Below are 21,497 nucleotides of genomic sequence, written 5' to 3'. Positions count from 1 at the left end.
AAGGGGATGCGTTAACGTGAACACCGACTTCGAAGCCACTCGTCCCGCGCTCGGCGCCGCCGGCATGTTCGCTCGCCTGCGCGCGCTGCTGCGCATGGGGCCGGCCGACGGCCGCGTGTCCACGTTGAGCCGGCTCGCGATCGACGGCCTGCCGGACGAATGGACGCAGCTCGAGGCGGGCGGCCTGTATGCGGTCTATGCGGCCGCGCGCACGCCCGCATGCGACGCGCTCATGTGGGAAAGCGCGCGCCAGGCGCGCACCCGCGACGTGACGGTCGTGCTCGCGCGCGACCACGCGAGCGTCGCCGCGCAACTGGGCGAGCGGGGCTTCGCGGGCGCCGCGCTCGCGCCCGGCTGGCCGCGCAACCTGAACGTGCTCGCGATGCCGCCGGCCGCCGCCGACGCGCAGCCGGACGCCGCGCACGCCGCGCCGGGCCCGTTCGCGCGCCTGACGGGCGGGTTCCGCGCGATGAAGCGCTTCGGTTTTCACGCCCGCTCGCTGTATTTCGTCGAGGGCGCGGAGCGCTGGTTCAGCTGGAACGATCCCGCCGCGCTGGCGGAAGAAGGGCGCGCGTTCGCCGACTGGTGCCGGATGCACCGGATCGCGGTCGTGCTGCTGATGAACCCCGACGCCGGCCACGCGGGCGCGGACGACGCGGGCGCCGACGACCTGCCGCTCGTGCGCGATGCGCGCCGCACCCGGCGCAGCGCGTTCCACAGCGTCTGCGCGGGCGTCGCGCAACTGCAGCGCACCCACGGCGAGCTGCTGTGGGTCGTCGATTTCTGGCGCGCGGGCGACACGCTCGCCGCGGGCGAGGTGCGGCCGCTGCGCTTCGCGCCGAGCGGCCGGCTGTCCGCGATCTTCGATGCCGATGCGCTCGCGCAGCCGCGCCAGATGAAGCTCGCGAGCGACGAGGACCGGGTGGTCGTGAGCCGCGCGGTGGTCGACGGCGAGCGCTGGGTGCCGAACGACTGGGAGATCGTCGACGACAACGCCGCGGTGGTGGCCGCGTGCGCGAAGGCGCAGGCGGCGACCGCCGTGCTCGCGTTCCGCACCCGCACGCAGCTCGAGGCGCTGTGCGCGGACGTGCACACGCTGCGGCGGCAGTGCGGCGGCGCGCTGAAGATCGCGATCGTCGAGCGCGGCGAGGTGCTGCGCCATCAGTTCGAGATGCTGGTGCTGAGCCTCGGCGCGAACAGCGTGATCGGGCGCGACCTGCCGTTCTCGCGGCTGCAGGCCGCGGTGCGCTCGCTGCACGGCCAGCTGCAGGCGCGCCCGGTCGCGGCCGATTACCGCGCGGCGCTCGCCGCGGCGCTCGGCGACACGGTGCTCGGCTACCTGCCGGTCGGCGCGTTCTGCCTGCGGACCCGCGCGGTGCTCGATCGCGGCGCGGTGCTCGCACTGTCGCACACCCTCGTGAAGATGACGCTGCTGCCCGGCGTCGCGCACGTCGACGCGCTCCGGCACTGCCTGCCGCGCCGCGCGGGCGACGTGGTGACGGCCGACGCGGAGCACCTGTACGTGTTCCTGTTCGCGTGCGAGCCGGCCGACGCGGACGAAGCGCTCAAGCGGATCTTCGACGTGCCGGTCGACACGCTGTCCGACCGCGTCGTGCACCTCGCGCACGGCAGCATCGACGCGGAGCTGAACGCGCTGAAGGCGGAGAACCGGCGCGCGCCGATCGCCGACTACAGCGACCTGTTCGCGGCCGTGCATCCGGCGGGCGGCGCGGGGGCGGATACGGCGACGCCGACGCAGGCAATCGATGCCGCCGGCGACGCGCCGGCACAGTCCGCCGTTGCCGCACCGCCGCCGGACGATCCGTCCGCCGCGCCGGCCGCGCCCGGCCCGCACCCTGTCGTTGCCGCGCGCGCGCGCGGCGCCACCCGCAGCGCGATGCCGCTGCGCAAGCCGGAGGCCCCATGATTGCCGACATCGTCATCGGTTTCGTCGTCGGCATCGCGATCGCGGTGCCGGTCTGGATCATCGCGCGGCACCTGGGCCTCGGCCGCGGCTTCCGCGCGCCGCGCCGGATCGACCCGCACGACGTGGTGCCGTGCGAGATCGTGCCGGTCGCGCTGCGCGGCCGGCTCCTGCCCGGGGCCGCCGACGTCGCCGCCGCGGGCCGCGAGGAGGCGCGATGAAGACGATCGCCGTCACGTCGACAGCCGGCGGCGCGGGCCGCACGACGCTCACCGCCGCGCTGGCCGTGCTGCTCGCGCGCCGCGGCCGGCCGGTGGTCGCCGTCGAGTTCGATCCGCAGAACCTGCTCGGCGCGCACCTCGGCCTCGACACGCTGTCCGGCGGCGGTCTCGCGCAGAGCCTGCTCGGCGACCCCGAGCCGTGGCATGCCCATACGTGGCGCAGCGCCGACGGCGTGCTGTTCGTTCCGTACGGGCACGTCGATGCGGCGCAGGCGGCCGCGTGCGACGCGCGGCTCGCCGCCGATCCGCAGTGGCTGTCGCGCGCGCTCGGCGAGATCGCGCTGCCGGATGACGGCGTCGCGCTCGTCGACGCGGCGCGCTGCCCGTCGCTGCACGCCGAGCACGCGATCCGCGGCGCGGACCTGACGCTCGTCGTCGTGCCGCCCGAGCCCGCCGCGTGCGCGACCGTCGCCGCGCGCCTCGACGCGCTGAAGGCGGGCGGCGGCGCGCTGCAGATCGTCGTGAACCGGCTGAATCCGGCCCGCGACATGCAGCGCGACGCGCTCGCGATGCTGCGCGAGGCGGCAGGCCCGGCGGCGATCCTCGACCAGCGCATCCATCTCGACGCCGCCGTGCCCGAATCGTTCGCGCGCGGCAGCTGGATCTTCGACGACGCGCCGTATTCGCAGGTGTCGCACGACCTGCACGGCGTCGCGAACTGGGTCGACGCGTGGCTCGGCGCCGCCGTGGCGGGGCGGATCGGGGGCCGGCGATGAAACCCGCCGCATACGTTGCCACATTCGCCGCCGGATTGGCCGCCGCCGCGCGTACGTTCGGCCGCCGCGCGCTCGACTGGCTCGCGCGCGGCATCGGGCTGCCCGCCGAGCGCACGCTGCTCGACTGGGTCGTGCGGCTGTTCTTCCACGCGCCGCGGCCCGGGCGGCCCGATCCCGTGGGCCGCCGTGCGCGCGCGGCGTTCCTGCGGCTGGCCGCCGACTGGGGCGTGCTGCAGCCGCTCAGCCCGCGCGAGTGGCTGTGGCGCGCGTTCGTGCGAGCGCCGCGCGCGGCCGGCAGCCGAGCGGCGCGCGATCCGCTCGCATGGTTCGACAAGACCGTCGTCCCCGTGTACGTGTTCGTCCGCGCGATCGGACGGGGCGTCGGCGCGCTCGTCGCGCGCCTGCCGTGGGACCGCTGGGGCGGCTGGATCGACGCGCGCGCGCAGCGGGTCGGCCGGCGCCGCTGGCTCGCGCCGCTGCTGCTCGCGGCCGCCGGCGCGCTGCTGTGGGCGGCGGCCGGCATGTCGCCGCTGATGCCCGGCGCGCAGTTCGCGTTCTTCGTGATCGTCGCCGTGCTCGCGCTCGGCCTGCGCCGCCTGCCGGGCCACATGCCGACGCTCGCGCTCGCGTCGCTGGCGCTGCTCGCGATGGTGCGCTACGTGTGGTGGCGCGCGACCCAGACGCTCGATTTCCGCAGCCCGCTGGAGGCGTGGGCGGGCTACCTGCTGTTCGCGGCGGAAGCCTATACGTGGCTGATCCTGCTGCTCGGCTTCATCCAGACCGCGTGGCCGCTCGACCGGCCGGTCGTGCCGCTGCCCGACGATCCGCACGCGTGGCCGACGGTCGACGTGTACATCCCGACCTACAACGAGCCGCTGTCGGTCGTGAAGCCGACCGTGTTCGCCGCGCAGAGCATCGACTGGCCGAGCGCGAAGCTGCGCGTCTACCTGCTCGACGACGGCAAGCGGCCCGAGTTCGAGGCGTTCGCGCGCGAGGCCGGCGTCGGCTACCTGACGCGCGACGACAACCGCCACGCGAAGGCCGGCAACATCAACCGCGCGCTGCCGAAAACGCACGGCGAGTACGTCGCGATCTTCGATTGCGATCACGTGCCGACCCGCTCGTTCCTGCAGACGACGATGGGCGTGTTCCTGCGCGACCCGAAGTGCGCGCTGGTGCAGACGCCGCATCACTTTTTCTCGCCCGATCCGTTCGAGCGCAACCTCGGCACGTTCCGCCAGGTGCCGAACGAGGGCACGCTGTTCTACGGGCTCGTGCAGTCCGGCAACGACCTGTGGAACGCGACGTTCTTTTGCGGCTCGTGCGCGATCCTGAAGCGCAGCGCGCTCGAGGAGATCGGCGGCGTCGCGGTCGAGACCGTGACCGAGGACGCGCACACCGCGCTCAAGCTGCACCGCCGCGGCTACACGTCGGCGTACCTGCCGACCGTGCAGGCGGCGGGCCTCGCGACCGAGAGCCTCGCCGGCCACGTGAAGCAGCGCACGCGCTGGGCGCGCGGGATGGCGCAGATCTTCCGCATCGACAACCCGTTCCTCGGGCGCGGACTCGGCTTCGTGCAGCGGATCTGCTACGGCAACGCGATGCTGCACTTCTTCTACGGCATTCCGCGGCTGATCTTCCTGACGATGCCGCTCGCGTACCTGTTCTTCCACCTGTACTTCATCAACGCGTCGGCGGTCGCGCTCGCGAGCTACGTCGTCCCGTACCTCGTGCTCGCGAACATCGCGAACTCGCGGATGCAGGGGCGCTTCCGCCATTCGTTCTGGGCGGAAGTCTACGAATCGGTGCTCGCGTGGTACATCGCGCTGCCGACGACCGTCGCGTTCCTGAGCCCGAAGCACGGCAAGTTCAACGTGACCGACAAGGGCGGCAAGATCGAGGAAGGCTACGTCGACTGGTCGACGTCGAAGCCGTACCTCGTGCTGTTCGCGGTGAACGTGATCGCGATTCTCGCCGGCCTGTCGCGCCTGATCGTCGACCAGGGCGACGAGGCGTCGACGATCCTGATCACGATGGGCTGGACCGTCTACAACCTCGCGATGCTCGGCGCCGCGCTCGCGGTCGCGCGCGAGGCGAAGCAGGTGCGGGTCACGCACCGGATCGCGATGCGCGTGCCGGCGACGCTCCTGCTCGCCGACGGCACGACGGCCGCGTGCTTCACCAGCGACTACTCGGCGGGCGGCCTCGGGCTCGAGGCGGTGCCGGGCCTGACGCTCGCGACGGGCGACACGCTGACCGTGTGCGTGACGCGCGGCGACCGGGCGTTCACGTTCCCGGTGCGCGTGTGCCGCGTGAGCGCGGCGCACGTCGGCGTGAGCTTCGACGCGCTGACGCTCGAGCAGGAGCGGCAGCTCGTGCAGTGCACGTTCGGCCGCGCGGACGCGTGGCTCGACTGGCACCAGGGCGAGCGGCCCGACACGCCGCTGCGCGGGCTGAGGGAAGTGCTGAGAGTGGGCGTCGACGGTTACGTGCGCCTGTTGAAGGGCGTGTCGCACAGCGTGCAGGCGATGCTGGCGCTCGACCGGGCGCGCGACTGACGCCGCCCACGATGGAGTTGTCTCGATGACGTTCTGGAACCTGTATTTCATCCTCAAGTTCGCGCTGTACGCGACGGATCGCCTGCAGCCGCTGTGGCTCGCGAACCTCGCGTTCGCGCTGGCGCTCGCGGCGAGCGCGCCGATCCGGCGGCGCGGCTGGCGCATCGTGCGGCAGGTCGCGGCGTTCGCGATCGCGGTGGCGCTCCTCGCGCGCGAAGCGCACGCGCCGCCGCTCGCGCGGCTCGCCGACGCGCTGCGCGAAGTGAGCACGTTCCGGCTCGAGTACTGGATGGAGCTCCTGCCGCGCCTGCTGCCGCCGATGCTGCTGTTCGTCGTGGCCGGTGTGCTCGTCGCATACTTCGTCGTCAACCGCTGGCTGCGCGTCGCGACCTTCGTGCTGATCGCGCTCGTCGCGCTGCCGCTGTGGCAGGCGGGCAACGGGCTCGTCGCGCGCATCGCGTCGAACGCGCAGGCGCAGGCGCCGTCGGCCGGCGCGGCGCGCGCCGGCCAGCCGGAGGATCACAACGCGGCGCTCGCCGCATTCCGCGCGCAGGAATCGCAGCGGCAGGCCACGTTCGGCCATCTCGGCAACGATCCGGCGACGCAGTTCGACGTGATCGTGCTGCACGTGTGCTCGCTCGCGTGGGACGACCTCGACGCGGCGAAGGTGCGCAATCATCCGATGCTGAGCCGCTTCGACTACCTGTTCACGAACTTCAGCTCGGCCGCGAGCTACAGCGGCCCCGCGGCGATCCGCGTGCTGCGCGCGAGCTGCGGGCAGGAGGCCCATGCGGACCTGTACAAGCCTGCGCCGCGGCAGTGCCAGCTGTTCGCGCAGCTCGCGCGCGCCGGCTATACCGCGCAGTCGCTGCTGAACCACGACGGCCACTTCGACAACTTCCTGGAGCTGATCCGCGACAACCTCGGCGTGCCCGGCGCGCCGCTGGTGTCGAACGCGGCCGCGCCGGTCGCGATGCACGCGTTCGACGGCTCGGCGATCAAGGACGACTATGCGACGCTCGCGAACTGGTACGCGCAGCGCGCGTCGGTGCCGGGGCCGGTCGCGCTGTACTACAACACGATCAGCATGCACGACGGCAACCGCGTGGTCGGCAGTTCGCTGACCAGCATCGACTCGTATCCGCAGCGCGCGACGAAGCTGATGAACGACTTCGACCGGCTCGCCGACCTGATCGCGTCGTCGGGCCGGCGCGCGGTGATCGTGTTCGTGCCGGAGCACGGCGCGGCGCTGCGCGGCGACAGGAACCAGGTGGCCGGCCTGCGCGAGATCCCGACGCCGCGCATCGTGCACGTGCCGGTCGGCGTGCGGCTCGTCGGCTTCCCGGGCAACCACGGCACGACGACCGTGATCGACCAGCCGTCGAGCTTCCTCGCGCTCGCGCAGCTGCTGTCGAACCTCGTGTCGAACAGCCCGTTCAAGCCGGGCGCGACGCTCGCGCAATACGCGGCCGACCTGCCGCGTACGCGGCTGGTCGGCGAGAACGAGGGCACCGTGACGATGCAGACGGCCGCGGGCTACGCGGTCAAGACTCCGGATGGCGTATGGATCGACGAAAAGTGACCGCACCCGACGGCGACGACGCGCGCCTGTCGCAGCCCAACGACGTGATCGGGCTCGCGCGCCATCTGCCGGCGCTCGATCCGGATCGCTACGTCGACGAGCAGGCGCGCCGCGCGTATCTCGACGCGCTCGACCGGTGGCCGGCGCTCGCGAAGCTGATGGGGTTGCGGGACTGACGCTGCGGCCCGCGCAATGAAAAAGGGCGGCCGAAGCCGCCCTTGCCACGCCGCCGGCATGGCCGGCGGTGCGCCGGCCGATTGCGCCGTTACAGGTTCGGCGACAGCGTGAGCGCGTTGGTCAGGTCGCCCATCGGCTGCGCGCCGTTCTGCTTCAGCGCGTCGTCGCGCTGCTGCAGGCCCGCGAGGCGCGGCAGCGCGTAGCGGCGCGTGATGAAGCGCAGGATCGAGCCCGTGTCGTACTGCGTGTGGTCGACGAAGCCCTTCTTCGCGAACGGCGACACGATCAGCGCCGGGATGCGCGTGCCCGGGCCCCAGCGGTCGCCGGTCGGCGGCGCGGCGTGATCCCAGAAGCCGCCGTTCTCGTCGTACGTGACGATCACGACCATGTTGTTCCACTGCGGGCTCTTCTGCAGGTGCGAGATCACGTCGGCGATGTGCTGGTCGCCCGACGTGACGTCCGTGTAGCCCGGGTGCTCGTTCAGGTTGCCCTGCGGCTTGTAGAACGTCACCGCCGGCAGCGTGCCCGCGTCGATCGCCTGGATGAACGCCGCGCCGTTCGCGCCGCCGTCGAGCAGGTGCTGCGCGCGGCTCGCGGTGCCCGGCGCCTGGTTCGCGAAGTAGTTGAACGGCTGGTGGTGCGGCTGGAAGTTCGGCGTCGACAGGTCCGGGCCGTAGATCACGCCCGACGTGCCGCTCTGGCTCGCCGCGAGCGCCTGGCCCCACGCGCCGCCGTACCACGCCCACGACACGTTCGCGTTGGTCAGCAGGTCGCCGATGTTGGTCGCCGTCTGCGGCGGCATCGTCGACGCGTTGGCCGGGTCGGCGAGCAGCGGGTCGCCGCCCGCTGCCGGCTTGTTCGCGCTCGGCTGGTACGGCGGCTGCATCGTGTTGACCGCGTAGAAGTCGGGCGTGAGCGCGCCGTCGTTGACGAACTTCGGCGGGCCGCTCAGCGCGGAGGCGGGCGAGTTCGCGGCGACCTTCAGCGACTTGCCGTCCGCGTTCAGCACCGCGATCTTGCCGGCCGCCGGGCTCGTGTTCGCATTCGCGTAGAACGGCGCGCATGCGCAGATCAGGTACTGGTGGTTCAGGAACGAGCCGCCGAACGCGCCCATGAAGAAGTTGTCGGCGAGCACGTACTGCTGCGCGATCTTCCACAGCGGCAGCTTCGACGGGTCCGGCGTGTAGTGGCCCATCGTCAGGCCGCCCGCGTCGGTCCATGCGGCGTACATGTCGTTCTTGCCGCCGTTGATCTGCATCTGGTCCTGGTAGAAGCGGTGCACGATGTCGCGCGTCGCGATGCTCATCGACTGGTTGAAGCCGTTCGGATCGTCGATCGCGAACGGCGCGTTCGGCAGGTTCGCCGTCATCGCCTCGGTGACCGCCGGCGTGATGCCGGTCGCGGTCAGGCCGCCCCAGACCTTCGGCAGCGTCGCCATCGTCGAGCCGTCGCGATCCTTCTGCGCCGAGTTCGCGGCCGTCACGTTCTGCAGGCCGTTCGCGCCCGGGAAGTTGCCGTACAGGTTGTCGAAGCTGCGGTTTTCCGCATAGATCACGACGACGTTCTTGACGGCCGACAGGCCCTGCTGCGTGACGTCGTCGCCGCCGCAGGCGGTCAGGCTGAGCGCGGCCGCGAGGGCGATCGGCGTGTAGCGAATCCAGGCGTGCTTCTTCATGCGGTGTTCTCTCTTTCGTTGTTTGTCGCGTGTGGGAACCGGGTTGTATTGGAGCCGGCGCGAAAGGTGCCGGGCGCCGACCGGCTGCGCGCATTATCTGGAACCGATTTGACACGCGGGTGTAGAGGCGCTTTCAATTCACTGTCGATGGAACGTCACGCAACGGTCACGGAACTGACATAAGCTCCGGCCGACTTCCCACCGCTACAAGAAGAACGACGATGCACAGCCTTCCGAACTCCCGCGCGTCAGCGCGATCGTTGCTGCCGGCCATGGCGGCGCTGCTCGCGGCCGGCGCGCTCGCCGCCCTGGCCGGGTGCGACGCGCGGCCCGCCGCGACTGCCGTGGCCACAGCGGTCATTTCCGCCGCCCAGGCCGCGCCGGCCGCGCCGACGCTCGCACCGGCGGTCGCGCCGGCCAGCCAGCCGCAGACGCGCGCGCAGGTGTTCGAGGGCGTGAAGCAGATGGCGGCGCTCGGCAGGCAGCTGTTCTTCGATCCGTCGCTGTCGGGGTCCGGCAAGCTCGCGTGCGCGTCGTGCCACAGCGCCGAGCATGCGTTCGGGCCGCCGAACGCGCTGGCGGTGCAGCTCGGCGGCGACGACATGCGTCGCGCGGGGTTCCGCGCGGTGCCGTCGCTGAAGTACCTGCGCGGGATTCCGCCGTTCAGCGAGCACTTCCACGATTCTCCCGACGAGGGCGACGAAAGCGTCGACGCGGGCCCGACGGGCGGGCTGACGTGGGACGGCCGCGTCGACACGCGCGACGCGCAGGCGCGCATTCCGCTCACGTCGCCGTTCGAGATGAGCAGCTCGCCCGCGAAGGTCGCGAAGGCGGTGCGCGCGGCGCCATACGTCGACGCGTTCCGCAAGGCGTTCGGCGACAAGGTGCTCGCCGACGACCAGGCGACCTTCGACGCGGTGCTGCGCGCGCTCGACGCGTTCCAGCAGCAGCCGGCGCTGTTCGATCCGTACACGAGCAAGTACGACGCGTACCTGGCCGGCCGCGCGCAGCTCACGCCCGCCGAGCTGCGCGGGCTGCAGCTGTTCAACGACGAGAAGAAGGGCAACTGCGCGAGCTGCCACCTGAGCCAGCGCACGCTCGAAGGCGGCCCGCCGCAGTTCAGCGACTTCGGGCTGATCGCGATTGGCGTGCCGCGCAACCGCGCGCTGCCCGTCAACCGCGACCCGCGCTTTTACGATCTCGGCGCGTGCGGGCCGGAGCGCACCGACCTGAAGGGGCGCGGCGAGTTCTGCGGGCTGTTCCGCACGCCGTCGCTGCGCAACGTCGCGACGCGCAAGACGTTCTTCCACAACGGCGTCTACCACTCGCTCGAGGACGTGATGCGCTTCTACGTCGAGCGCGACATCCATCCGGAGAAGTTCTATCCGGTCGTGCACGGCAAGGTGCAGCGCTTCGACGACCTGCCGAAGCGCTACTGGGACAACATCAACCGCGAGCCGCCGTTCGACCGCAAGCCCGGCGACCAGCCGGCGCTGAACGAGGCCGAGATCAAGGACGTGATCGCGTTCCTGAACACGCTGACCGACGGCTATCAACCTGCGGCCGATCACGCGGCGCGCTGAGCGCAGCGCACGCGGCACGCATGCTATGCTCGCTCGCTGACAGGCGTGGCGAGTGGCGCGTGCCGGTTCGGCGGCCGCCGGTTTGCCGGCTGGCCAGCCACCGGCGCACCGGCCGCGCGCCGCGCGGTTCGAACGATCAGCCAAGGAGAACAACATGTCGATGCGTGCATCCCTTTCCGTCGTCGCGCGCCTGCTGGCCGGCGCCGCGTGCGCAGCCGCGCTGCTGCCCGCCCATGCGCAAAGCAACCTGGGCTTTCTGAACGACACGCCGCTGACCTATTTCAGCAACGCCGACCAGGAGTCGCTGGCCGACGCCGTCGCGCACGCGCGCGACACCAGCAAGGACGGCCAGACGTCGACGTGGCGGAGCAGCAGCAGCGGCACGCAGATCGTGGCGAAGCTCACGCCGTCGACGAGCCACAGCGACGGCCGCACGTGCCGCGAGGTCGTGACGGAAATTGCCGCGAAGGGCCAGTCGATGACGCTCAAGCCCGTCTACTGCAAGACCGCCGCGGGCAAGTGGCAGCTGCAGAAGCGCTGAGCGCAGCGCAGATGACAGCGGGCAGCGCGCCGCGCACGGTGTCGTGCGGCGTCGTGATCCTCGATGGAGCGGGACGCGTGTTCCTCGCGCACGCGACGGACACCACGCACTGGGACATCCCGAAAGGGCAGGGCGAGCCCGGCGAAGCGCCGATCGACGCGGCGCTGCGCGAGCTGCTCGAGGAAACCGGGATCGTGCTCGCGCCGGAGCGGCTCGTCGATCTCGGCCGCTTCGTCTACCGCCAGGAAAAGGATCTGCACCTGTTCGCGGTGCGCGTCGCCGACGACGAGCTGGACCTGGCCCGCTGCGTGTGCACGTCGCTGTTCCCGAGCCGGCGCGACGGGACGATGATCCCCGAAATGGATGCGTTTCGCTGGACGGCGCCCGGCGACGTCGACGCGTACGCGAGCCGCAGCCTCGCGCGGCTGTTTCACACGGCGTTGCCGCTCGCGGATGTGCAGCGCCGGCTCGCGGGCGGGTGACACCGGCGGCGCGGCCTTGTGTGCAGGCAATGAAAGAACGGCCCGAAGGCCGTTTTTTTTCGATCGTGCGACATGCGTCGCGGCGATCGCGCGATGTGCGCCGCAGGCCACCGGCCCGCGCGCGCAACGGCCCGTCAGGCCGGCTTGCCCCAGCTGTCGCGCAGCCCGACGATCCGGTTGAACACCGGCTTGCCCGGCTTCGAATCGACGCGGTCCGCGACGAAGTAGCCGTGGCGCTCGAACTGGAGGCGGGTTTCCGGCGCGACGTCGCCGGCGCCCGGCTCGACGTACGCGTGCACGACCTTCTTCGAATCCGGGTTCAGCGCATCGAGGTAGTTCGCGCCGCCTGCATCCGGATGCGGCTCCTTGAACAGGCGGTCGTAGATCCGCACTTCGGCCGGCTGCGCATGCTTCGCGCTGACCCAGTGGATGTTGCCCTTCACCTTGTAGTTGTTCGCGCCGTCGGTGCCCGACTTGCTGTCCGGGAAGTAGTTGCAGTGCACGGCCGTCACGTTGCCGTCGGCATCCTTGTCGAAGCCCGTGCATTCGACCACGTAGCCGTAGCGCAGCCGCACCTTGTTGCCCGGGAACAGGCGGAAATAGCCCTTCGGCGGCGTCTCGACGAAATCCTCGCGCTCGATCCACAGCTCGCGCGAGATCGGGAACGTGCGCTGGCCGCGCTCCGGATGGTGCGGATGCACGGGCGCCGTGCACGCTTCTTCCAGGTCTTCCGGGTAGTTGTCGATCACGAGCTTCAGCGGATCGAGCACCGCGACCGTGCGCGCGGCCTTGGCGTCGAGGTCGTCGCGCAGCGCGCCTTCGAACACGCTCATGTCGATCCACGAATCGACCTTGGTCACGCCGATCCGCTCGCAGAACAGCTGGATGCTCTCCGGCGTGAAGCCGCGGCGGCGCACGCCGACGATCGTCGGCATCCGCGGATCGTCCCAGCCGTCGACGTGGCCTTCGGTGACGAGCTGCAGCAGCTTGCGCTTGCTGGTGATCGCGTACGTGAGGTTCAGCCGCGAGAATTCGATCTGCTGCGGCAGCGGGCGGGTGAACACGCCGGCGTCGGCCAGCTCGTTCAGCACCCAGTCGTACAGCGGGCGGTGATCCTCGAATTCGAGCGTGCACAGCGAGTGCGTGATGTTTTCGAGCGCGTCCGAGATGCAGTGCGTGTAGTCGTACATCGGATACACGCACCACGTGTCGCCGGTGCGGTAGTGGTGCGCGTAGCGGATCCGGTAGATCACCGGGTCGCGCATGTTCATGTTCGGCGAAGCCATGTCGATCTTCGCGCGCAGCACGTGCTCGCCTTCCTGGAACTCGCCGGCCTTCATCCGGCGGAACAGGTCGAGGTTCTCGTCGGGCGTGCGCTCGCGATACGGCGACGGCTTGCCGCCTTCCGTCAGCGAGCCGCGGTTCGCGCGCATCTCTTCCGCGCTCTGGCTGTCGACGTACGCCTTGCCGCGCTTGATCAGCAGCTCGGCGAATTCGTAGAGCTTGTCGTAGTAGTCGCTCGCGAAGTACTGGTGGTCGACCGCGTCCTTGCGCCAGTCGAAGCCGAGCCAGCGCACCGCGTCGACGATCGAGTCGACGTATTCGATGCTTTCCTTTTCCGGGTTCGTGTCGTCGAAGCGCAGGTGGCACACGCCGCCGTAGTCGCGTGCGACGCTGAAGTTCAGGCAGATGCTCTTCGCGTGACCGATGTGCAGGTAGCCGTTCGGCTCCGGCGGGAAGCGGGTTTCGACGCGGCCGGCCCATTTGCCCGTGCGGTTGTCGTCGTCGATGATGTTGCGGATGAAATTGGAAGCCGCGGGGGCGTCGTTGCGTTCGGTGCTCATGCGGATAGCGTCAGGTTGTGTCGGCGCGTCGCGCCGGTTTAATCCTGCAATTCTACCTGACCGGGGTCCGTCCCGCGCGGGTTGCGGCGCCGCCCGCGCCGGTGCGCGCCGCGCAACCCAGTATCTCGACATTGTGTCTGCTGTAACACGACGTAAATCGGATTGCCGCGCGTGTTCGGCTGTTTCTATGATGGCTTTACCGATTCGACGCCGCCATTCGTATTATTTGCCGGCGAAAGGAAGCCAACAATCATGATGAAGCAGACCACTTTTCTCGTTCGTACCGCGGTGATCGTCGCGGCCCTGTCCCAGCTCGGCGCATGCGCGATGACGCACACGCAGCGCAATGCCGGCATCGGCGCGGCCGCGGGCGGCGCACTCGGCTACCTGATCACCGGCGGCCCGATCGGCACGGTCGCGGGCGCCGCGGCGGGCGGCATCGTCGGCGCCGGCGTGCGTTGAGCGAAGCCGGCGCATGAGCGCTGACCGCTCGTGACGGCGCGCGCGGCACGCGACGCACCGGTTTCCCGCGCATCCATTCCGCAATTCGACAGGCAGCAATCAGGGAGGAACGGATGTGCGACACTTCGTCGGCTTCACATAACGATTTCATTCGTCGACGAAACCTTCATGAGCGATTCACTCGTATTCGTGTTGCCGGGCTACGGCAATTCCGGCCCGCTGCACTGGCAGAGCCGCTGGGAGCGCGATGACGCGCGCTTCGTGCGCGTCGCGATGCCCGACTGGGAGCGCGCATTCCGCAACGGCTGGTGTCTCGCGCTCGACCGCGCGGTCGAGGCGGCGCGCGCGCCGGTGCTGATCGCCGCGCACAGCCTCGGCACGCTGACGACGGCCTGGTGGGCGACGCGCTATGCGCGCCCGGCCGCGCTCGCGAAGGTCAGGGGCGCGCTGCTCGTCGCGCTGCCCGATCCGGCCGGACCGGCGTTTCCGGCCGATGCGCACGGCTTCGGGCCGGTGCCGCGCGAGCGGCTGCCGTTCCCGACCCGGGTGGTCGCGAGCCGCGACGATCCGTACGGCTCGATTTCATTCGCACGCGGTTGTGCGCAGGCGTGGGGCAGTGTGTTCCACGATCTCGGCCCGCGCGGCCACATCAACGCGGACAGCGGGCTCGGCGACTGGCCTGACGGGCGCCGCTGGCTCGACGCGCTGGGCGGTGGGGCGGAACGCGGCTGACGCGTGCGTGCCGAGTGCCGAGTGCCGGCCGTCGCGCCGGCCGGGCGCGAACGGCGGATCATCGGCTGGGGAACACTACGCGCCGCTCGCACCGCAACGGATGAGCTGGCGCTCGCCTTGTGCTTCACGCTGCGACGGGTCGGCCGGCGCTCGCCATGCGGCCACGTTGCGACGCACCGGTCGGCTCCCGCGCGCGGCTAACACTACGAGCGCCGCGCCGCGTCCGCGACATACTCAGATCGCCTGCTTCGCCTTCAGCGCCGCGATCCGTTCGTCGTCGTAGCCGAGCAGCTCGCGCAGCACGGCGTCCGTGTGCGCGCCGAGCAGCGGCGGGGCCGAGCGCGCGTCGGGCGGCGTCGCGCTCATCCGGATCGGATTGCGCACGAGCTTCACGTTCGCGCCGCACGGATGCGGCAGCTCGACCTGCATCCCGCGCGCGACGACCTGCTCGTTGTCGAACACTTCCTCCAGATCGTTGATCGGCCCGCACGGCACGCCGGCCGCCTCGAGCGCCGCGATCCACGCGTCCTTGTCGAGCGTCCTCACCATGTCCGCGAGGATCGGCACCAGCGTCTCTCGGTGGCGCACGCGCGCGGGATTGGTCGCGAAGCGCTCGTCGTCGGCGAGCTCGGGGCGGCCGCCGGCCTCGACGAACTTGCGGAACTGCCCGTCGTTGCCGACCGCGACGATGATCCAGCCGTCGCGCGTCTGGAACGTCTGGTAAGGCACGATGTTCGGGTGCGCGTTGCCCCAGCGCACGGGCGGCTTGCCGCTCGCGAGGAAATTGGTGTTCATGTTCGCGAGCAGCGCGACCTGCACGTCGAGCAGCGCCATGTCGATGTACTGGCCTTCGCCCGTCCGGTCGCGATGCGCGAGCGCGGCGAGCACCGCGATCGTCGAATAGAGGCCGGTCGCGAGGTCGGAGATCGCGACGCCGGCTTTCTGCGGGCCGCCGCCGGGCTCGCCGTCGCGCTCGCCGGTGATGCTCATGAACCCGCCGATCCCCTGGATGATGAAGTCGTAGCCCGCGCGGTGCGCATACGGGCCGGTCTGGCCGAAGCCCGTGACCGAGCAGTAGACGAGGTCGGGCTTCACCGCGCGCAGCGAATCGTAGTCGAGCCCGTATTTCTTGAGCTGGCCGACCTTGTAGTTCTCCAGCACCACGTCGCTTTGCGCGGCGAGCTCGCGCACGATCTGCTGGCCTTCGGGCGTCGCGATGTCGACCGTGACCGAGCGCTTGTTGCGGTTCGCGGCAAGGTAGTAGGCGGCCTCGGCGGTGTCCGCGCCGTTCGCGTCCTTCAGGTACGGCGGCCCCCAGTGGCGCGTGTCGTCGCCGGCGCCCGGGCGCTCGACCTTGATCACGTCGGCGCCGAAGTCGGCAAGCGTCTGCGCGCACCACGGGCCCGCGAGCACGCGGGTCAGGTCCAGCACGCGGATATGGCTCAGGGCACCCATCGTCGATTCGTCTCCTTTATGGCTTGGCCGTGCCGCGCGGCGCGGGCAAGGCGTGCGGCATGGCGAGCATCTTAAGGCGAATCGCGCGCGCGTGGCCCGGCAACCCCGCGATCGGGGCGGAATCGGACAAATGCGGCCCAAAGCGGGCCGAAACCGGGCTCGAGTCTGATGAAACGCGCGCCGGCCGGGCCCGCCGGCCGCGCACCGGGATCTATCCCGTATAATCGATCGTTTCAGAAACCTGCCGCCGTGCGCCCGCGAGGGTCGCCGGCGTTTGAAGGTCTTAGCCAGACCGTCCCCGCACGCCATGAAAGCTGCCGAAATCCGCGAGAAATTCCTCAAATTCTTCGAATCGAAGGGCCACACGATCGTCCGCTCGTCGAGCCTCGTGCCCGGTAACGACCCCACGCTGATGTTCACGAATTCGGGGATGGTCCAGTTCAAGGACGTGTTCCTCGGCACGGAATCGCGCCCGTACACGCGCGCGACCACGTCGCAGCGCAGCGTGCGCGCGGGCGGCAAGCACAACGACCTCGAGAACGTCGGCTATACCGCGCGCCACCACACGTTCTTCGAGATGCTCGGCAATTTCTCGTTCGGCGACTACTTCAAGCACGACGCGATCAGGTTCGCGTGGGAGCTGCTGACCACGGTCTACCAGCTGCCGAAGGAAAAGCTGTGGGTCACCGTCTACCAGGAAGACGACGAGGCGTACGACATCTGGGCGAAGGAAGTCGGCGTGCCGGTCGAGCGGATCATCCGGATCGGCGACAACAAGGGCGCGCGCTATGCGTCGGACAACTTCTGGACGATGGGCGACACGGGCCCGTGCGGCCCGTGCACGGAAATCTTCTACGACCACGGCCCGGACGTGTGGGGCGGCCCGCCGGGATCGCCCGAGGAAGACGGCGACCGCTACATCGAGATCTGGAACCTCGTGTTCATGCAGTTCAACCGCGACGCGCAGGGCAACATGACGCGCCTGCCGAAGCCGTGCGTCGACACCGGCATGGGCCTGGAACGCCTCGCCGCGGTGCTGCAGCACGTGCACAGCAACTACGAGATCGACCTGTTCCAGAACCTGATCAAGGCAGCCGCGCGCGTGACCGAGATCGACGACCTGAACAACAACTCGCTGAAGGTGATCGCCGATCACATCCGCGCATGCTCGTTCCTGATCGTCGACGGCGTGATCCCCGGCAACGAAGGCCGCGGCTACGTGCTGCGCCGGATCGTGCGCCGCGCGATCCGCCACGGCTACAAGCTCGGCCGCAAGGGCTCGTTCTTCCACAAGCTGGTGGCCGATCTCGTCGCCGAGATGGGCGTCGCGTATCCGGAGCTGAAGGAAGCCGAGCAGCGCGTGACCGACGTGCTGCGCCAGGAAGAAGAACGCTTCTTCGAGACGATCGAGCACGGGATGTCGATCCTCGAGGCCGCGCTCGCCGAAGTCGAAGCAAAGGGCGGCAAGGTGCTCGACGGCGAACTCGCGTTCAAGCTGCACGACACCTACGGCTTCCCGCTGGACCTGACGGCCGACGTGTGCCGCGAGCGCGGCATGACGGTCGACGAGCCGGCGTTCGACGACGCGATGGCGCGCCAGCGCGAGCAGGCGCGCGCGGCCGGCAAGTTCAAGGCCGCGCAGGGCCTCGAATACACGGGCGCGAAAACGACCTTCCACGGCTACGAAGCGATCGCGTTCGACGACGCGAAGGTCGTCGCGCTGTACGTCGACGGTTCGTCCGTCAGCGAAGTGAAGACCGGCCAGGACGCGGTGGTCGTGCTCGACCACACGCCGTTCTACGCGGAATCGGGCGGCCAGGTCGGCGACCAGGGCGTGCTCGCGAATGCGTCGACGCGCTTCGCGGTCGGCGACACGCTGAAGGTGCAGGCCGACGTGATCGGCCACCACGGCACGCTGGAGCAGGGCACGCTCAAGGTCGGCGACGTGCTGCGCGCCGAGATCGACGCGCACCGCCGCGCGCGCACCCAGCGCAACCATTCGGCGACCCACCTGATGCACAAGGCGCTGCGCGAGGTGCTCGGCTCGCACGTGCAGCAGAAGGGCTCGCTCGTCGACGCGGACAAGACCCGCTTCGACTTTGCGCACAACGCGCCGATGACCGACGACGAAATCCGTCGCGTCGAGCAGATCGTCAACGACGAAATCCTCGCGAACGCGCCCGGCATCGTGCGCGTGATGCCGTACGACGAAGCGGTGAAGGGCGGCGCGATGGCCCTCTTCGGCGAGAAGTACGGCGACGAAGTGCGCGTGCTCGACCTCGGCTTCTCGCGCGAACTGTGCGGCGGCACGCACGTGAGCCGCACGGGCGACATCGGCTTCTTCAAGATCGTCGTCGAAGGCGGCGTCGCGGCCGGCATCCGCCGCGTCGAGGCGATCACCGGCGACAACGCGGTGCGCTACGTGCAGGAGCTCGACGCACGCGTGAACGAAGCGGCGGCCGCGCTGAAGGCGCAGCCGTCGGAACTGACGCAGCGCATCGCGCAGGTGCAGGACCAGGTGAAGTCGCTCGAGAAGGAGCTGGGCGCGCTGAAGTCGAAGCTCGCATCGAGCCAGGGCGACGAGCTCGCGCTGCAGGCGGTCGAAGTCGGCGGCGTGCACGTGCTGGCCGCGACGCTCGACGGCGCGGATGCGAAGACGCTGCGCGAGACCGTCGACAAGCTGAAGGACAAGCTCAAGAGCGCGGCGATCGTGCTGGCGGCCGTCGAAGGCGGCAAGGTCAGCCTGATCGCGGGCGTCACGCCGGAAGCGAGCAAGAAGGTCAAGGCCGGCGAGCTCGTGAACTTCGTCGCGCAGCAGGTCGGCGGCAAGGGCGGCGGCCGTCCGGACATGGCGCAGGCGGGCGGCACCGAGCCGGCGAACCTGCCGGCGGCGCTCGCGGGCGTCAAGGGCTGGGTCGAAGAGCGGCTCTGATCGGCCTGGCCGGCGCGGCGCTCGCCCGAGCGTCGCGGGCCCGGTCCGGCCGTGTGATGCGCGACGGCCGCTCGGTGGCGGGGACCGAATGAAACGACCCGACCGGCACAGGCCGGTCGGGTCGTTTTGCGTTTACGCGCCGCGAGCCTGCGGGGCGATCCTTCAGGCCGTCGCCGCCGCGCGCCGCTTCCCGGCATCGGCCGGCGGCCGCGCGGCCGCCTCCAGTGCGTCGCGCAGCGCGCCGAGTGCCGCCGACGCGTAACCCTTGCGCCACGCAAGCACCGTGTCGATCCCTTCGAATTCGGCGATCGCATGCGCCGCGACGTTGTCGGTCCCGGGCTGCAGGTCGAGCACCGAACGCGGCGCGACCGCGACGCCCGCGCCGGCCGCGACGCACGCGACGATCGCGTGGTACGAGCCGAGTTCGAGCACGCGCGCCGGCTTCGTCCCGTGCGCCGCGTACCATTGCTCGACGTACTTGCGATACGTGCAGCCGCGCTCGAATGCGACCAGCGTTGGCAGGATCACGTCGCGCGGCGTGCGCACCCGAGGATGGCCGCGCGGCGTGAGCAGCATCAGGTTTTCGCGGAACACCGGCACCACCTCGAACGTGTCGGGCAACTCCTCCGGCGCGGGCGGGCGCGCGAACAGCGCGGCGTCGATCGCGAACTCGCGCACCTGCTCGATCAGGCAGCCCGTCGTGCCCGTCAGGAGTTCGAGCGACACGTCGGGCCACGCATGGTGATAGCGCGCGAGCAGGGCCGGCAGCCGGCTCGCGGCCGTGCTCTCCATCGCGCCGAGCCGCAGCCGGCCGCGCGGCCGGTCCTCGCGCACCGCATGACGGGCCTCGTCGGCAAGCGCAAGCAGGCGCTCCGCATACGTCAGCAGCGTCTGCCCGGCAGGCGTCAGCACGAGCCGCCGGCCGTCGCGCACGAACAGCGCCGCGCCGAGTTCCTCCTCGAGCTGCTTGATGCGTGTCGTCACGTTCGACTGCACGCGATTGAGCTTCTCCGCCGCGCGCGTCACGCCGTTTTCGCGCACGACAGCCCGGAAAATCGCCAGCGCCGCCAGATCCATGATTCTCTCCGAGCGATGAATCGATTCTGAATTATTCATTTTTAGAGAACGGTTGGTCAAGCTACGATGAAGGCATTCCGATTTCCGTTCAGGCCGGCGCGCCGCGCGCCGGCCGTACGCTGCCGCCATGTCCCGTTCCGATGCCTCGTCCGCCGCCCGCGCGTTTCCTTCATGCGATAGCGACCGCCGCGCCCGCACGGTCGCACTCGCCGGCATGACCGGGCTCGCGGTCGCGCTCGGCGTCGGCCGCTTCGCGTTCACGCCGCTGCTGCCGCTGATGCTCGCCGATGGCGCGATCGGCCTGAAGGCCGGCAGCTGGCTCGCGTCGGCGAACTATGCGGGCTACTTCGTCGGCGCGGTCAGCTGCGCGGCGTTGCGCGTCGCGCCCGCGCGGATGGTCCGCTTCGGACTTGCAGCAACCGTGCTGCTCACCGCCGCGATGGGCGTCGGCCATCTGCTGCCCGTGTGGCTCGCGGTGCGCTTCGTCGCGGGTGTCGTCAGTGCGTGGACGTTCGTGTTCATGTCGCAATGGGGGCTGCGCCGGCTCGCCGAGCTGCACGCGCCGGAATGGAGCGGCGTGATCTACGCGGGCCCCGGCGTCGGCATCGTGCTGACGGGGCTGATCGGGAGCGCGTTGGCCGGCCAGCGCGCGGCGTGGGGCTGGCTCGGTTTCGCGGCGCTGTCGGCCATGCTGTCGGTCGCGATCTGGCGCACGTTCGGCCGCGCGCCGGCACCGGTGGCCCCAGCCGCAGCCGCAGCCGCAGCCGCGTCGGTGGTGCCCACCGCGCACACGCCGGCCGCCGCGGTGACGCCTGCCGCAGTGCCAGCCACCGCCGTGCCGGCCACCGCCGCGCCAGCCACCGCAGTGCCAGCCACCACCGCGCCAGCCCCCACCGCGCCGCCCGACGCACGCCGCCGTCGCGCCGACGCGGCCTGGCTCGTCGTGCTGTACGCGATGCCGGGCTTCGGCTACATCATCACCGCGACGTTCCTGCCGGTGATCGCGCGCGCGGCGCTGCCGGCCGGCTCGCCGTGGCCGGACCTGTTCTGGCCGATGTTCGGCGCCGCGCTGATCGCCGGCGCGGTCGCCGCCGCGCGGCTGCCGGCGCAGTGGGACAACCGGCTGCTGCTTGCCGGCGGGTGCGTGACGCAGGCGCTCGGCATCGCCGCCGGGATCGTCTGGCCGAACGCGGCGGGCTTCTCGGTCGGCAGCGTGCTGCTCGGCCTGCCGTTCACCGCGATCACGCTGTTCGCGATGCGCGAGGCGCGGCGCCTGCACGGCGAGCGCGCAGCGGGGCTGATGGGCTACGCGACCGCGTCGTACGGCGTCGGCCAGATCCTCGGGCCGCTCGTCGCGGCGCCGCTCGCCGCGCGGTTCGGGTCGTTTTCGCCGGCGCTGTGGGTCGCGGCCGGCGCGCTGCTGGCCGGCGCCGCCGGCTTCGCGGCCCGCGGCGCACGCCCGCGCGCATGAGCGCC

The 21,497-nt window shown here is 70.7% G+C and carries 17 protein-coding genes; 13 read left to right on the top strand and 4 right to left on the bottom strand.

The genetic code is table 11. The features are described from left to right. Positions 1-16 precede the first annotated feature (16 nt). From bcsE to WJ35_RS05140, 6 genes are read left to right on the top strand one after another with little or no spacing between them, the layout of a single operon-like run. Positions 17-1,927 carry a cellulose biosynthesis protein BcsE gene (gene bcsE, locus WJ35_RS05165; protein WP_060237612.1) on the top strand — a complete coding sequence of 637 codons (1,911 nt, stop codon included), beginning with the start codon at positions 17-19 and terminating at the stop codon, positions 1,925-1,927. Beyond that, positions 1,924-2,145 carry a hypothetical protein gene (locus WJ35_RS05160; protein ID WP_042583717.1) on the top strand — a complete coding sequence of 74 codons (222 nt, stop codon included), beginning with the start codon at positions 1,924-1,926 and terminating at the stop codon, positions 2,143-2,145. Before bcsE ends, WJ35_RS05160 begins: the two co-directional genes overlap by 4 nt. Then, complete coding sequence (gene bcsQ / locus WJ35_RS05155) at positions 2,142-2,921, top strand: cellulose biosynthesis protein BcsQ (RefSeq protein WP_060237610.1); 780 nt, start codon at positions 2,142-2,144, stop codon at positions 2,919-2,921. The genes WJ35_RS05160 and bcsQ overlap by 4 nt, the downstream gene beginning before the upstream one ends. Continuing rightward, entirely contained in the window at positions 2,918-5,479 is a 2,562-nt protein-coding gene (gene bcsA / locus WJ35_RS05150; RefSeq protein ID WP_069238845.1) for a UDP-forming cellulose synthase catalytic subunit, read from the top strand. The genes bcsQ and bcsA overlap by 4 nt, the downstream gene beginning before the upstream one ends. Positions 5,480-5,504: 25 nt before the next feature. Continuing rightward, on the top strand, positions 5,505-7,061 hold the full coding sequence (gene bcsG, locus WJ35_RS05145) for a cellulose biosynthesis protein BcsG (RefSeq protein WP_060237603.1): 1,557 nt from the start codon (positions 5,505-5,507) through the stop codon (positions 7,059-7,061). Continuing rightward, on the top strand, positions 7,043-7,237 hold the full coding sequence (locus WJ35_RS05140; protein WP_029226735.1) for a hypothetical protein: 195 nt from the start codon (positions 7,043-7,045) through the stop codon (positions 7,235-7,237). Before bcsG ends, WJ35_RS05140 begins: the two co-directional genes overlap by 19 nt. An 89-nt stretch (positions 7,238-7,326) precedes the next feature. Here the strand turns inward: WJ35_RS05140 and WJ35_RS05135 are convergent, their stop codons facing one another. After that, entirely contained in the window at positions 7,327-8,913 is a 1,587-nt protein-coding gene (locus WJ35_RS05135) for an acid phosphatase (protein ID WP_060237601.1), read from the bottom strand. A gap of 221 nt (positions 8,914-9,134) precedes the next feature. Between WJ35_RS05135 and WJ35_RS05130 the strand changes: the two genes are divergently transcribed. The 3 genes from WJ35_RS05130 (at position 9,135) to WJ35_RS05120 (ending at position 11,519) form a co-directional block, all read left to right on the top strand. Continuing rightward, entirely contained in the window at positions 9,135-10,496 is a 1,362-nt protein-coding gene (locus WJ35_RS05130; protein ID WP_069238844.1) for a cytochrome-c peroxidase, read from the top strand. Positions 10,497-10,650: 154 nt separating this feature from the next. Beyond that, positions 10,651-11,037 (top strand): RT0821/Lpp0805 family surface protein, encoded by a 387-nt coding sequence (locus tag WJ35_RS05125; RefSeq protein WP_069238843.1) that lies wholly within the window; start codon positions 10,651-10,653, stop codon positions 11,035-11,037. A gap of 11 nt (positions 11,038-11,048) precedes the next feature. Further along, positions 11,049-11,519, top strand: coding sequence for an NUDIX hydrolase (locus WJ35_RS05120; RefSeq protein ID WP_069238842.1), 471 nt, complete (start codon positions 11,049-11,051; stop codon positions 11,517-11,519). A 134-nt stretch (positions 11,520-11,653) separates the two neighbouring features. On the opposite strand, the gene WJ35_RS05115 is transcribed toward WJ35_RS05120, so the two are convergent. Then, positions 11,654-13,363 (bottom strand): glutamine--tRNA ligase/YqeY domain fusion protein, encoded by a 1,710-nt coding sequence (locus WJ35_RS05115; RefSeq protein WP_060237592.1) that lies wholly within the window; start codon positions 13,361-13,363, stop codon positions 11,654-11,656. Positions 13,364-13,615: 252 nt separating this feature from the next. Between WJ35_RS05115 and WJ35_RS05110 the strand changes: the two genes are divergently transcribed. Then, entirely contained in the window at positions 13,616-13,825 is a 210-nt protein-coding gene (locus tag WJ35_RS05110; RefSeq protein WP_069238841.1) for an ornithine acetyltransferase, read from the top strand. A 168-nt stretch (positions 13,826-13,993) separates the two neighbouring features. Next, positions 13,994-14,557, top strand: coding sequence for an RBBP9/YdeN family alpha/beta hydrolase (locus WJ35_RS05105; RefSeq protein WP_069238840.1), 564 nt, complete (start codon positions 13,994-13,996; stop codon positions 14,555-14,557). Between the two features lie 234 nt (positions 14,558-14,791). Here WJ35_RS05105 and WJ35_RS05100 read toward each other — a convergent pair whose 3' ends face one another. Further along, entirely contained in the window at positions 14,792-16,012 is a 1,221-nt protein-coding gene (locus WJ35_RS05100) for a CaiB/BaiF CoA transferase family protein (RefSeq protein WP_060237589.1), read from the bottom strand. A 307-nt stretch (positions 16,013-16,319) separates the two neighbouring features. Between WJ35_RS05100 and alaS the strand changes: the two genes are divergently transcribed. Continuing rightward, a complete protein-coding gene (alaS, locus tag WJ35_RS05095; protein ID WP_060237587.1) occupies positions 16,320-18,944 on the top strand; it encodes an alanine--tRNA ligase in 2,625 nt (874 codons plus the stop codon). A 162-nt stretch (positions 18,945-19,106) separates the two neighbouring features. On the opposite strand, the gene WJ35_RS05090 is transcribed toward alaS, so the two are convergent. After that, positions 19,107-20,021, bottom strand: coding sequence for a LysR family transcriptional regulator (locus WJ35_RS05090; protein ID WP_060237584.1), 915 nt, complete (start codon positions 20,019-20,021; stop codon positions 19,107-19,109). 127 nt (positions 20,022-20,148) lie between these two features. On the opposite strand from WJ35_RS05090, the gene WJ35_RS05085 reads away from it, so the two are divergent. Next, positions 20,149-21,492 (top strand): YbfB/YjiJ family MFS transporter, encoded by a 1,344-nt coding sequence (locus tag WJ35_RS05085; protein ID WP_069238839.1) that lies wholly within the window; start codon positions 20,149-20,151, stop codon positions 21,490-21,492. The last annotated feature ends 5 nt before the right edge of the window (positions 21,493-21,497 follow it).

Source organism: Burkholderia ubonensis, from assembly GCF_001718695.1.
Taxonomy (GTDB): domain Bacteria; phylum Pseudomonadota; class Gammaproteobacteria; order Burkholderiales; family Burkholderiaceae; genus Burkholderia; species Burkholderia ubonensis_B.
This window is presented reverse-complemented; position numbering and strand designations above follow the sequence as displayed.